The organism is Mesorhizobium sp. M4A.F.Ca.ET.050.02.1.1, from assembly GCF_003997725.1.
Lineage (GTDB): Bacteria > Pseudomonadota > Alphaproteobacteria > Rhizobiales > Rhizobiaceae > Mesorhizobium.
In genome coordinates this window covers 1-12579 of sequence record NZ_RZSG01000091.1, presented here as the reverse complement: position 1 = coordinate 12579, position 12579 = coordinate 1, and the positions used below count along the sequence as shown (strand labels likewise).

The window sequence follows — 12579 nt, the reverse complement described above, 5'->3', positions numbered from 1 at the left end:
GCCGAGGCGAGCAGGTCGTGCAGGCTGTCAGGGTTTTCTACAAGGCGAAGGCCGTGTTCGGCGCATATCCGGCGCACGAGATTGTCGGGGGTCTTGCCGGCGACGGTGATCGACCAGTCGCGACCCGAGGCGGCGAGATGCGGCGCCATCCTGCGGCCCATCTGTTTGACGGCGTCGATGTTGGGGAAATAGCCGAGATGGCCAACGAAGCAAAGGCGCAGTGCCTCGTATCGACGGCTCGTTGTCGGCAAGGAAAGCACGCTTTCTTCGGGGATCGGATTGGCGATCACCCTGACGTCGCCTGTAGGGCCGAGGGCGGAAAGCAGCGTCCGGTCGACCCCGGAGCAGACCCAGACCTGATCTGCCACCGCCGCCGCATGTCGGTCGGCGTCCCGCGCCTGCTTGATCCTGCGCCTGTTCTCGCGCACCTTCCGCAGCCGCTTCAAGACCGGCAGCCCGGCAATGCCGTCCGCCACCGTCTTGGAATCGATATCGTGCAGGTCAATGACAGTGCGCGCGCCATGCTGCGGCGCCAGGTCAAGCAATTGCGCAAGCACGATGTTTTCGACCACCACCAGATCGGGCGCGAAAGCCCGCCAAAGCGCGTCGGCTTCGGCCAGTTCGTCGGCCGGCATGATGCGCATGGTCGGATGTGGCCTGTGACTTTGCCAGGCGCCGTTGCGGCGCGCCGACTCGAGGGCAAGGTGCCTGACATTGGAGAGCCAGGTTTGCGCTGGCGAACCGGTCAGGCTTACGGTCAGAACCTCGCCGACCGCCGAGAGCGCCCGCGCGTTGGCCGCGCACCTGATCTCGCCGCCGGACAGTGGTGGGAACGGACAAGTGAGCGTGAACTGAAGGATTTTCATGCTGCCCCCGCGGACAACAGTAGTCCAAGGCGCTTGAGGCCGGAATAGCGCAAGTCAGCCGGCTCAGGTTCTGGCGAAGCCGATGAAGTCGTCGGGCGCGGCGCGGCCCATTTCCTCTTCCCAGTGGCGGCGGCAGAGAGAAACATAGACGTCCTTGCCGATCGCCACCTGCTCGCCCTGCCTTGCCACCTTGCCGTCAGGACCCAGCCGCACGACCATCGTCGCCTTGCGGCCGCAGCGGCAGATGGTGCGCACCTCGCGCAGGTCGTCGGCGATGGCCAGCAGCACTCGCGAACCGGAAAACAACTTGCCCTGGAAATCGGTGCGCAGGCCGTAACACATGACCGGTATGTTCAGCCGGTCGGCGATACGGGCCAGTTGCCAGACCTGCTCTTCCTCGAGGAACTGCGCCTCGTCGACGAAAATGCAGTGCACAGTGGTGTGCTCGTGGTGCTCAGCGACACGGGCGAACAGGTCGTCGCCGTCGCGAAACATCTCGGCCTCGGCCTCGAGGCCGATGCGCGACGAGATCAGCCCGCTGTCGCCCTTGCGATAGTGTCCAGCGATGAACAGCATGGTGGTCATGCCGCGCTCCCGGTAGTTGTAGGACGCCTGCAAGAGCATCGTCGTCTTGCCGGCGTTCATCGTCGCGTAGTTGAAATAGAGCTTGGCCATGCCGCCTTTTAAGCCGAGTTGCAGCACGGCGGGGAGGGGGCGCTGTCGCATTCCCCTGAAAAAGCCGCGCTGTCCGAAAAGCGTCGGCGTGTCGCTGATCGGCCAGCGCGCGCCGTTCATCGTGATGTGGCAACGCTTGAAACCGCAGCAAAATGGTGTTTGGCTGACGAAACAAGGCGGAGACACAGACCGTAACTTCGCCGTGCCAAAAAGAATCGCAATGGGAGATTATCAATGTCGCGTATGAATTCCTTCGTCGCCGGTCTTGGCCTGGCGGCTCTTCTGTCCACCACCGCTGCCTTTGCCGGCGATCCGGCGAGCTGCAAGGCGGTGCGCCTGTCCGATGTCGGCTGGACCGACATCCAGGCCACCACCGGCCTCGCTTCGGTGCTGCTCACCGCGCTCGGTTATGAGCCGCAGGTGATCCAGCTTTCGGTGCCGGTGACCTATGCGTCGCTGAAGAATAACGACCTCGATGTCTTCCTCGGCAACTGGATGCCGTCGATGACCAACGACATCAAGGACTACACCGCCGACGGCTCGGTCGAGACCATCAGTGAAAACCTCAGCGGGGCCGGCTACGGCATCGTCGTGCCGACCTATGTGGCGGACGCCGGCGTCAAGACGCTGACCGATCTCGGCAAGTTCAAGGACAAGTTCGGCGGCAAGATCTATGGCATCGAGGCCGGCAATGACGGCAACCGCATCATTCTCGACATGATCAAGAACCCGAAGGACAATCTGGAGGGCTTCGAGCTGGTCGAGTCCTCGGAAGCCGGCATGCTGACTCAGGCCGAGCAGTCGATGAAAAGCAATGAGTGGATTGCCTTCCTCGGCTGGACGCCGCATCCGGTGATGGGCGCCATGAAGATCACCTATCTCGAGGGCATGGGCGATAGCGGCTTCGGCGCAGCCACCGTGCATACCAACGTGCGCAAGGGCTACACCACCGAGTGCCCGAATGCCGGCAAGTTCATCGCCAACCTGAAGTTCAACCTGGACATGGAAGGCGAGATGATGGACGCGATCCTCAAGGGCGGCGACGCCAACACGGTCGCGACCGACTGGCTGAAGAAGCATCCCGATGCAATCGCCCCCTGGATCGCCGGCGTGACCACCTTCGATGGCGGCGACGCGGCGGCCGCGGTCAAGACCGCGCTCGGGAGCTGAGCCGACTTGCGTTCGGCGTGACCGATCAGGAAGGGCAGCCAATCAAGAATAGGCTGCCCTTTTTCTTAATGCGCGTCGCGCTGAGACGGATTCAAGCGACGCGCTTCAAAGTGTTTGTCCGCCTGTCGTTTCCCAAAACCGCTGCGCACTTTTGGGCGACATGCGTTAAGCTGTGAGAAGATGACCGTCCGGCAAAGGCGGCAAGTCAAAGAGGGGCGAGATGGATCCTATTTCGAAATTCCTGGTCGGCTACAAGATACCCATAGGTCAGTGGGGAAAGGCCTTCTTCGGCTTTCTCACCGATAATTTCGACACCATTTTCAGGGCCTTCTCCAACGGCCTCAATTTCCTGCTTGACGGGCTGGTGGACGGGCTGCTGCTGATACCGCCAGTTTTCCTCATCGCGTTGATCGCGCTGCTCGCCTATTTTCTGCAACGATCGAGAGGGCTGGCGGTAGCCGTCTTTATCGGGCTGCTGTTCATCCTGAACCAGAACCTCTGGAAGCAGACCGTGGAGACGCTGGTGCTGGTGGTTGCCGCGGCGGCCGCCTCGATGGCCATCGGCGTGCCGCTCGGCATCTGGGCCGCGCACAAGCCGAAGATCTACCGCTTCATGCTGCCGGTGCTCGACCTGATGCAGACGCTGCCCACCTTCGTCTACCTCATCCCGGTGCTGACCCTGTTCGGGCTTGGCAACGCGCCCGGCCTTATCGTCACCATCATCTTCGTCATTCCCACTCCGGTTCGTCTTACCCATCTCGGCGTCACTTCGGTGCCGAAGTCGATCGTAGAGGCCGGCGAGGCGTTCGGCGCCACCAAGAGACAGCTTCTCTGGAAGGTAGAGCTGCCTTCTGCCTTGCCCACGATCATGGCGGGCCTGACGCAGTCGATCATGCTGTCGCTGTCGATGGTGGTGTTCGCCGCCCTCATTGGTGCCGGCGGCCTCGGCACCGAAATCAACCGCGCGCTCGGCTCTCGCAAGATCGACCTCGGTCTCGAGGCCGGCCTCGCCATCGTCGTGCTCGCCATCGTGCTCGACCGGATGACCCGCATTGGCGTTGGAGGCAAGAAATGACCGTCGCCGTTGACTTCAAGAATGTCGACATCGTCTTTGGCGCTGACCAGGCCGGCTCGCTGGCGCTGATCGACCAAGGCGCCACCCGCGCCGAGATCCTCGAAAAGACCGGCAACGTGCTTGGCTGTGCGGGCGCCAGCCTGACGATCCATGAGGGCGAGATTTCCGTTCTCATGGGCCTGTCCGGCTCCGGCAAATCGACCCTGCTCAGAGCCGTCAACCGGCTCAACGTGGTGTCGCGCGGCCAGGTTCTGGTCAAGGACGGCGACCGTACGGTCGATGTCGTCACGTGCGACGAGGCGACGCTCAGGCGCCTGCGGCAGAAGCAGGTGGCGATGGTGTTCCAGCAGTTCGGCCTTTTGCCGTGGCGCACGGTGGAGGAAAATGTCGGCTTCGGCCTCGAGCTCGCGGGCGTGCCGGAGGCCGAGCGCAAGGAGCGGGTCAGGAAGCAGCTTCAGCTCGTCCATCTCGACCAGTGGTCGAAGAAGTACGCGCATGAGCTTTCGGGCGGCATGCAGCAGCGCGTCGGCCTGGCCCGCGCCTTCGCCACCGAGGCGCCGATCCTGTTGATGGACGAGCCGTTCTCGGCGCTCGATCCGCTGATCCGCACCAAGCTGCAGGACGAATTGCTGCAGCTGCAGGCGGAACTGAAGAAGACCATAATCTTCGTCAGCCACGACCTCGAGGAGGCGCTGAAGATCGGCAGCCACATCACCATCATGGAAGGCGGGCGCATCGTGCAGACCGGCGCGCCGGAAGACATCGTGCTCAGGCCTGCCAACGACTATGTCCGCGATTTCATCGCCAACGTGAATCCGCTGTCGGTGCTGACGGCCTGGAACGTCATGCGCGACCGCCGCGACCTCGACCACGGCGAGGACGGCTGGGTATGGCTCGACCGGCGCAAAACGACGCGCTTCAAGATCGACGATCACGGGCTGGTGGCGGCCGCCGAACGCGACGGCAAGCCTGCGGTGTGGGTGTCCTGTGCCGATGTCGAGCGGCTGCCGGAGGAGACGGCGCAGGTCTTCTGGGCGACGCCTGGCACGTCGCTGAAGACGGTGATGCTGGCCATGCACCGCTCACAGACAGCGCCGGTGGCGCTGTTCGACGAGCAGTCGCGCTTCGTCGGCGCGATCGGGATCCGCGACGTTCTGAGCGCCGTGCTGCGGCGATAATCGCCCGCAAGTCGACGATGCCGCGGCCGAAGGTGCCGGCCGCGGATGCGCCGGTTGGCACCTTGGTACGACTGGCAGGGACGGGAACCGTGCCCTAGTATCATTCCTGCCGCGGCAAATCGCGCCGCGGGCGGCAGGCGCAAGGGGCATGCAGCAGGGATGATTTTCCGTCAGCTCTTCGATTCGGCATCGGGCACCTACTCCTATCTGCTGGCCAGCCGCCGGGGCGGCGAGGCGCTGATCATCGATCCGGTGCTGGAGAAGGTCGAGCGCTATCTGCAACTCGTCAACGAACTCGACCTCAAGCTGGTCAAGGCGGTGGACACGCATCTGCATGCCGACCACATCACCGGCCTCGGCGCGCTGCGCGACCGGACGCATTGCGTCACAGTGATGGGTGAGCAGACCAAGGCCGACGTGGTGTCGATGCGGCTTGCCGACGGCGACAAGCTTGCCATCGAGGGGCTAGCGCTCGACGTCATCTACACGCCCGGCCACACCGACGATTCCTACAGCTTCATCCTGCCGGACCGGGTGTTCACCGGTGACACGCTGCTCATCCGCGGCACCGGCCGCACCGACTTCCAGAACGGCGATCCGCGCCAGCAGTACGAATCGATCTTCGGCCGCCTGCTCAAGCTTCCCGACGAGACACTGATCTTCCCGGCGCATGACTACAAGGGCGAGACGGTCTCGACCATCGCAGAGGAGAAAGCCTTCAACCCGCGCCTGCAGGTGAAGTCGGTGGACGAGTATGTCGAGATCATGAACAACCTCAAGCTCGCCAACCCGAAGATGATGGACGTCGCCGTGCCGGCCAACATGAAGGTCGGGCTGCATCAGGACGAGATCGCCGGGCGCGGCTGGTCTGTCACGGCGGACGAGGCGCTGGCGATTGTCGGCAGGCCGGACGTGGCTTTGATCGATTTGCGCGAGAGCGCCGAGCGGGAGCGGCATGGCGTCATCCCGGGCGCCATCCATCTGCCCTATCCCAGGCTGCAGGAGAACATCGCCGCCGGCGGCATGCTCAATGAGCTCGCCCGATCGACCAGCAAGCAGCTTTTGTTCTACTGCGCCTTCGGCGAACGCTCGGCGATGGCGGTGCAAGCGGCGCAGGACGTCGGCATCGCCAACGCCCGTCATATCCAGGGCGGCATCGACGCGTGGAGAAAGGCGGGCGGGCCGCTGTTGCGGTAGGCCGTGGCGGCGCAGCGCGGGGCGGATTTCAAAAGATCAATTCAGGCCGATGCGCCTGGCGCCGTGCCGGAACATGGCTTCGGCGTCCCGGTCGAAACGGAAGGTGGCGATGAAGTCGTCGGCACGATAGTCCGGCAGGGTCTTGCGGATTGCGGCGGCGAAAGTGCGCGCCTCGTCCTGCCGGCCGGCCAGCGCCAGGCAATGCGCGGCGATCGCCAGGATGATGATGTGGGCGTTGGGGCGGGCGGCAGCCTTCAGCGCCCATTCCGACGCCTCGCCGAACTCTCCAAGGCGGGCATGGGCCATGGCGCGGGCGCCCATCATGCCGAACAGCAGCGGGTCGAAGGGGCTGAGATGGCGCGAATGATCGGACGAGCCGATCGCTGAGCGCGGATCACCCGATTGCGAATGCACGAAGGACAGCGCGTAGTGGCCGAGCGCGAAATTGGGGCTGAGATCAACGGCCCGTTCCAGCTCGAGCAGCGAGCCGTCGCGTTCGCCGCGCAGCCACAGCGCCCGGCCCATGGCCCAATGCGCCGCCGGATTGTGTTCGTCGACCAGAAGACTTTGTCCGGCGGTTTCGAAGGCAAGCGCAGCTTCCTGGTCGCGGTCGCCCCAGCGCTGGAAGGCGTTCTGCCAGTGGGTGAAGGAGAGGCCGGCATAGGCGCGGGCAAAGGTCGGGTCCTGCTTCAGCGCCATGTCGAAGAACTGGTGGGCCAGCTCGTTTTCGGTCCGGGTGAAGCGGTACATGTGCCAGAGGCCGCGATGGTAGGCCTCCCAGGCGTTGAGCGAATTGGGCGCCTTCAGCATCGCCCGGTTGCGCTCGACCGTGGTGACCTCCGCCGCGATGGAGGACACGATGCTGTTGCCGATATCGTCCAGCACGACAAAGATATCGTCCGGCCGGTGCTCGAACGTCTCGGCCCAGACGATGCGGGCCGTGCGCACCTCGACCAGCTCGACCGCGACGATGATCCTGCCCGACAGGTTGCGGACGGAGCCGGTTGCCACGTAGTCGACATTCAGCCGGCGCCCGGCATCCTCGGGTGAGATGTCCTTTTCGGCCAAAGCGAAAACCGAGCCGCGGGCGATGACGAAGAAATCCCTGAGCTTGGCGAGGCGGGTGATGATGTCATGGGTCAGGCCGTCGGCCAGCCCACCACGAAAATCCGCGGTGCCGGCGTGCTCGACGAACGGCATCACTGCGAGCGAGGCGCGGCGTGTCGCCGATGTCTCGGGCTCGGCCGGAGCGACCGGTGCCTGGGGCACCGCAAACGCCGGCACGGATCGCACGGGTGGCGTCGCGCTGGACTGACGGGATCTTATTTCCTGCCATGCCTCGCGCAGGGGGGCGAAATCCAGCTCCTCCGACTCGAAGAGCCGCGCAGCGGCAGCCAGATGCTCCTCGCACGCGCCGATCTGGCCACGCCGCGCGCTGTTTTCCAGCAGCGCAAGATGAGCGCGGCTGTCGAAAGGGGCGAGTTCCAGCCATTTGTCGATATAGGCGCCTGCCTCGTCGGATTCGGCCGGAAGCAGGCCGATCAGATGCTCCAGTATGGCAACATGGCATGACCTGAAACGACGGCGCTGCGCCGTCAGCCAGCTGTTGAAATGCGGGCTGCGGTCGAGTTCCAGCCCGTCGAGGAAATCGCCGGTGAAAAGGTGGGAAAGCGTCCTCAGCCGCTCGAGGCCGAGGCTCTCGATGCCTTCGGCGACCGCCGCGGCGGCTTCCACGGCATCGATGCCAAGTGCGGCAAGACGAAGCGCGACGGTGTCGCCTTCGGTCTCGATCCGGCGCCGGCCCGGCTCGTCGAGCGCGCCGCGCAGCTTGCTGAGGCACCAGCGTAGCTCGCCGCGCGGATCGTTCGGCACATCCCACAAAAGCTCGCACAGGCGGCTGCGTCCGACCGGGTGCGGCGCAAGCGCCAGATAGGCAAGCAATGCACGCAGCTTGCGCGACGCCGGCAGCGCCACTGGCATGTCGTCGCGCGAAATCGCCAGCTGTCCGAGCAGCCGCACGGAAAGGCCGGCGGCAGTGCTTTTCAGGCTCGCTCGGGCGGATTCCACGTGCGTTTCCACGCTCGCTCCCACGCTGACCAGTTGCTCCATGTTCTATCACCAAACCCGACAAGGCGCACCGGCAGCGGACATTCCGGCCGGATGCAGCCGTTGCCGAAATGAAGGCACGTCGAGCAACCTAACGCGGCAAGGTCTCGAAACCTCGCCGCCAAGCCCTCCGGTTTGTAACCGGATCGTGAGGACCAAGAGGAGACCAGACATGTTGCAGCAGTTGAAGATCAGAACCACGGCCGGGCGCGGCCGGTTGTTCGACAGCATTCTCGACACGGTCGGCGATACGCCGGTCATCCGCATCAACAATCTCGGCCCAGGCCATGCGACGATCTATGCGAAGGCCGAATTCTTCAATCCAGCCGCATCGGTCAAGGATCGCCTGGCGCTCAACATCATCGAGGAAGGCGAGCGCAGCGGCGCGCTGAAGCCGGGCCAGACCGTGGTCGAGGCGACCAGCGGCAACACCGGCATCGGGCTCGCCATGGTCTGTGCGCAAAAGGGCTACCCGCTGGTGGTGACGATGGCCGACAGCTTTTCCGTCGAACGCCGCAAGCTGATGCGCATGCTGGGCGCCAAGGTGGTGCTGACGCCGCGTGCCCAGAAGGGCTTTGGCATGTACAAGAAGGCGGCCGAGCTGGCCGAGGCCAATGGCTGGTTCCTCGCCCGCCAGTTCGAGACCGAAGCCAACGCCGCCATCCACGAGGCGACCACGGCGCGCGAGATCATAAACGATTTCGCGGGCGCGGCTCGACTACCTGGTGACCGGTTACGGCACCGGCGGCACGGTGGCCGGCGTCGGCCGGGTGCTGCGCCGGGAGCGGCCGGATGTCAGAATCGTGCTCGCCGAGCCCGCCAACGCCCAGCTTATTGGCAGCGGCAAGGCGCAGCAGCGCGGCGCCGGCGGGGCGCCGGATGCCAGCCATCCGGCCTTTGAGCCGCATCCGATCCAGGGCTGGACGCCGGACTTCATCCCCAATGTGCTGCAGGAAGCAATCGACAAGCGCTTCTATGACCAGGTGGTGCCGATCCCCGGTCCGGAAGGCATCAAATGGGCGAAGGCGCTGGCGCAGCAGGAGGGCATCTTCACCGGCATTTCCGGAGGCGCCACCTTTGCCGTGGCGCGCCAGATCGCCGGCACGGCTCCCGCCGGCTCGGTGATCCTGTGCATGCTGCCCGACACCGGCGAGCGCTATATGTCGACGCCGCTGTTCGATGGCATCGAGACCGAGATGGACGCCGAGGAGATGGCGCTGTCGCGTTCGACGCCTAGCTGCCAGTTCGACGCCTGACGACAGACCCGTGGCGCCGCCGCCCTCGATGGCGGCGCCACAAGATGTGAGAGAGGGGCAAATGGACAGTTTGGGGGAAGCGTCAACAAGCATGACCGCGGACGAAACGCTCGATCCGCCGGACTGGGCCGATGTGAAGGCCCTTTCGCACCGTATCATGGACGATGCCATGGGCTATCTGCGCGATGTCCGCGAGCGCCCGGTATGGCAGGAGATGCCGGCCGAGGTGCGGACCTTCTTCACGGCGCCCTTGCCGCGCACGCCATCGCCGCTTGCCGACGTCTACGGCGATGTCGCCCGCAACGTCATGGCCTATCCGATGGGTAACGTCCATCCGCGCTTCTGGGCATGGTACATGGGGTCCAGCAACTTCACCGGCGCGCTCGGCGATTTCCTGGCGGCAATCCAGGGCTCCAATCTCGGCGGCGGCAACCATGCCGCCGGACTGATGGACAGCCAGGTGGTCGACTGGTGCAAGGAGATGGTGGGCTTTCCGGCCTCGGCCAGCGGCACGCTCGTCAGCGGCGGCTCGATGGCCAACATCATCGGGCTCACCGTGGCGCGCAACATCAAGGCCGGTATCGACGTGCGCGAGCATGGCGTTGCCGCCATTCCGATGCCGCTGCGCTTCTACGCCTCGGACCAAGTCCATTCCTGCCATCGCAAGGCGATGGAAGCGCTCGGCCTCGGCAATCGCGCGCTGCGCCGCATCCCGACGGATGCCGGGCTGCGCATCGATCTCGCAGCGCTGCGGGCGGCGATATCCGAGGATCGCGCCGCCGGCTTCAAGCCGGCCTGCGTCATCGGCACGGCCGGCACGGTCAACACCGGCGCGATCGACGATCTGCAGGCGCTGGCGGCGCTGGCGGCTGAGGAAGACCTCTGGTTCCACGTCGACGGCTGCATCGGCGCGCTGATTGCCATTGCGCCCGGGAACGCCTCGCTCGTCGCCGGCATCGAGCAGGCGCATTCGATCGCGCTCGATCCGCACAAATGGCTGCATGCTCCGTTCGAGGCCGGCTGCGCGCTGGTTCGCGACGCCGAGGCGCACCGCGGCACCTTCGCCGTCACGCCGGAATATCTGGAATCGGCGCCGCGCGGCCTTGCCTCGGGGCAATGGCTGCATGATTACGGCCTGCAGACGTCGCGCGGCTTCCGCGCGCTCAAGGTGTGGATGGCGCTGAAGGAGCACGGCGTGGAGAAATTTGGCCGCCTGATCGACCAGAACATCGCTCAAGGTCGCTATCTCGCCGGCCTGATCGAGGCAGAACCGGCGCTCGAACTGACGGTGCCGGTCACCATCAACATCGTCTGCTTCCGCCATCGCGGCGGCGGCCTGTCCGGCGAGCGGCTGAAGGCGCTCAACACCGAGATCATGCTGCGGCTGCAGGAAGAGGGCATCGCGGTCCTCTCCGACACCACAGTGCATGGGCAGCACTGCCTTAGGGTGGCGATCACCAACCACCGGACGCGCCGCGAGGACCTCGAACTGCTGGTCGCGGAAACCTTGCGTATCGGCGCGGAACTTGCGGCGCGAATGCCGCCAGCGGGAGAGCAAACATGCCCTCGATAGACTATGTGGAAGCTGGCTCGGGGCCGCCGGTGCTGTTCGTTCCGGGGTCGTTCAGCACCCATGCGGCCTGGCGGCCGATGCAGAAATGGCTTGCGCCCGGCTATCGCATGATTGGCACCAGCCTCTGCGGCTACGGCGCGACCGCCGAGACCCGCGGGCGCGATGATTTCGGCATGCGGCACGAGCTTCGGATCATCGAGCATGCAGCACGCCGCGCTGGCGAACCCGTGCATCTGGTCGGACATTCCTTCGGCGGAACGGTCGCCCTTGCCGCTGCCCTGGCCAACTCAATCGATGTGGCGAGCCTGTCGCTTTTCGAGGCGAATCCCCTCGCACTCCTCGACCGACAGTCTCGGCGAAATCTCTACGACGCGGTTCTGGAGCTGAGCCGGGAATTCAGCGCCTCGGTCGATGCCGGCGAAGCCGATGCGGCGGCCATGATCATCGACTTCTGGGGCGGTCCAGGCACTTTTGCGACGATGCCCGAGGCCGTTCGCGACTATTGCCGCAAGACAGCGGCGACCAATGCGATCGACTGGCTGACGGACTTCGGCTTCGGCGCATCGGTCGAGGACTACCGCGCGCTCGACATTCCGGTTCTTCTCGTCAGAGGCGAGTTCGCCAATCCGGCGATGGTCGCGATGACCGATCTGCTGGAACAGGCCCTGCCGGATGCGCGTGGCGCGATCGTCGACGGCGCCGGCCACTTCCTCATTGCGACCCATGCGCAAAAATGCGCCGCGCTGCTGACGCGATTCCTGACGGTTGCGGACGCGGCGCTGCCGGAACCTACGATGGTGGCCTAGCGGCCGAATGCCTCGGCGCCGAAACAGGCCCAGGCCGCAAGAGGGAAGCTCGCCGGATGGAAGAGAGCACGGCCAGGATCTGTCATTCGGGCAGGCCTGCCAGCCGCAGCGCTTCGACATATCTGGCGAAATAGTCCGGCTTGATCAGCCCCACCCTGTGTTTGAGGTTGGAAAGCGTCAGTTCGGGATCGAGCCGCAGCGAGCCCGCGATATGCTTGCTCGCGGCATCCAACCTGCCCGCCATTGCATTGCTGGCGGCGGCGACGCGCAGGCCGGTGAGATAATATGGCTGCGCGCGGGAGGCCGCCTCGGCGATTGGCCAGGCGGCGTCGTAGCGGCCGGCCGTGAAATGGGCGAATGCGGTGAAGCACTGCATAAAGAAGGTCAGTGGATCGAGCGGGCTTAGCCGTCTTGCCCGCGACAGGTGCTCGATGGCGATGTCCGGATCGTCGTGGCAGGCCTTGAGGCAACCGCTGGCGCTCCAGGCGGCCGCGCAGTTCGGGTTCAGCACGAGCGCGCGGTCGGCCAGTGCCGAGCCGGCCTCGTAGTCACCGATGACATAGCCCAGCGCCAGGCCGCTGAAGGCCAGCGCCACCGCGTCATCCTGGCCGGCAATGGCGACGTTGCCGGCCAGCCGGGAGACCTCGGCGGTCTCCTTCTGCGGGTCAGTCATCCAG

The 12579-nt window shown here is 65.1% G+C and carries 10 protein-coding genes and 2 pseudogenes; 8 read left to right on the top strand and 4 right to left on the bottom strand.

From position 1 onward, the window contains the following. Together EOA33_RS09555 and EOA33_RS09550 are read right to left on the bottom strand one after the other, a co-directional pair. The coding region (locus EOA33_RS09555) for a glycosyltransferase (RefSeq protein WP_127405502.1) at window positions 1–866 on the bottom strand (866 nt) is incomplete at its 3' end. A gap of 63 nt (window positions 867–929) precedes the next feature. Then, the gene (locus tag EOA33_RS09550) at window positions 930–1541 is read right to left on the bottom strand and encodes a thymidine kinase (protein ID WP_126058636.1); all 612 of its coding nucleotides are present in this window, start codon (window positions 1539–1541) and stop codon (window positions 930–932) included. A gap of 88 nt (window positions 1542–1629) precedes the next feature. Here EOA33_RS09550 and EOA33_RS38950 point away from each other — a divergent pair, with 88 nt between their 5' ends. The 5 genes from EOA33_RS38950 to EOA33_RS09530 all read left to right on the top strand — a co-directional run bounded on the left by EOA33_RS38950 (window position 1630) and on the right by EOA33_RS09530 (window position 6161). After that, window positions 1630–1788: a hypothetical protein gene (locus EOA33_RS38950; protein ID WP_189347317.1), complete on the top strand. Its 159-nt coding sequence runs from the start codon at window positions 1630–1632 to the stop codon at window positions 1786–1788. Then, entirely contained in the window at window positions 1776–2711 is a 936-nt protein-coding gene (gene choX, locus EOA33_RS09545; RefSeq protein ID WP_126058637.1) for a choline ABC transporter substrate-binding protein, read from the top strand. The genes EOA33_RS38950 and choX overlap by 13 nt, the downstream gene beginning before the upstream one ends. 220 nt (window positions 2712–2931) lie before the next feature. Next, window positions 2932–3786, top strand: a complete 855-nt coding sequence (gene choW, locus EOA33_RS09540; RefSeq protein WP_126058638.1) for a choline ABC transporter permease subunit — start codon at window positions 2932–2934, stop codon at window positions 3784–3786. Then, window positions 3783–4964 (top strand): choline ABC transporter ATP-binding protein, encoded by a 1182-nt coding sequence (choV, locus tag EOA33_RS09535; RefSeq protein ID WP_126058639.1) that lies wholly within the window; start codon window positions 3783–3785, stop codon window positions 4962–4964. Before choW ends, choV begins: the two co-directional genes overlap by 4 nt. Before the next feature lie 159 nt (window positions 4965–5123). Continuing rightward, on the top strand, window positions 5124–6161 hold the full coding sequence (locus tag EOA33_RS09530; RefSeq protein ID WP_126058640.1) for an MBL fold metallo-hydrolase: 1038 nt from the start codon (window positions 5124–5126) through the stop codon (window positions 6159–6161). 36 nt (window positions 6162–6197) lie between these two features. Here the strand turns inward: EOA33_RS09530 and EOA33_RS09525 are convergent, their stop codons facing one another. After that, the gene (locus EOA33_RS09525; RefSeq protein ID WP_245455789.1) at window positions 6198–8141 is read right to left on the bottom strand and encodes a transcriptional regulator; all 1944 of its coding nucleotides are present in this window, start codon (window positions 8139–8141) and stop codon (window positions 6198–6200) included. Between the two features lie 298 nt (window positions 8142–8439). On the opposite strand from EOA33_RS09525, the pseudogene EOA33_RS41495 reads away from it, so the two are divergent. The 3 genes and pseudogenes from EOA33_RS41495 (at window position 8440) to EOA33_RS09510 (ending at window position 11902) form a co-directional block, all read left to right on the top strand. Continuing rightward, a pseudogene (locus EOA33_RS41495) lies at window positions 8440–9523 on the top strand (pyridoxal-phosphate dependent enzyme). Between the two features lie 61 nt (window positions 9524–9584). Then, window positions 9585–11096 carry a pyridoxal-dependent decarboxylase gene (locus EOA33_RS09515; protein ID WP_127405500.1) on the top strand — a complete coding sequence of 504 codons (1512 nt, stop codon included), beginning with the start codon at window positions 9585–9587 and terminating at the stop codon, window positions 11094–11096. Then, on the top strand, window positions 11084–11902 hold the full coding sequence (locus EOA33_RS09510; protein ID WP_127405499.1) for an alpha/beta hydrolase: 819 nt from the start codon (window positions 11084–11086) through the stop codon (window positions 11900–11902). Before EOA33_RS09515 ends, EOA33_RS09510 begins: the two co-directional genes overlap by 13 nt. A gap of 82 nt (window positions 11903–11984) precedes the next feature. Here EOA33_RS09510 and EOA33_RS38945 read toward each other — a convergent pair. Beyond that, window positions 11985–12579 (bottom strand): annotated as a pseudogene (locus EOA33_RS38945) (hypothetical protein); the annotation flags it as partial.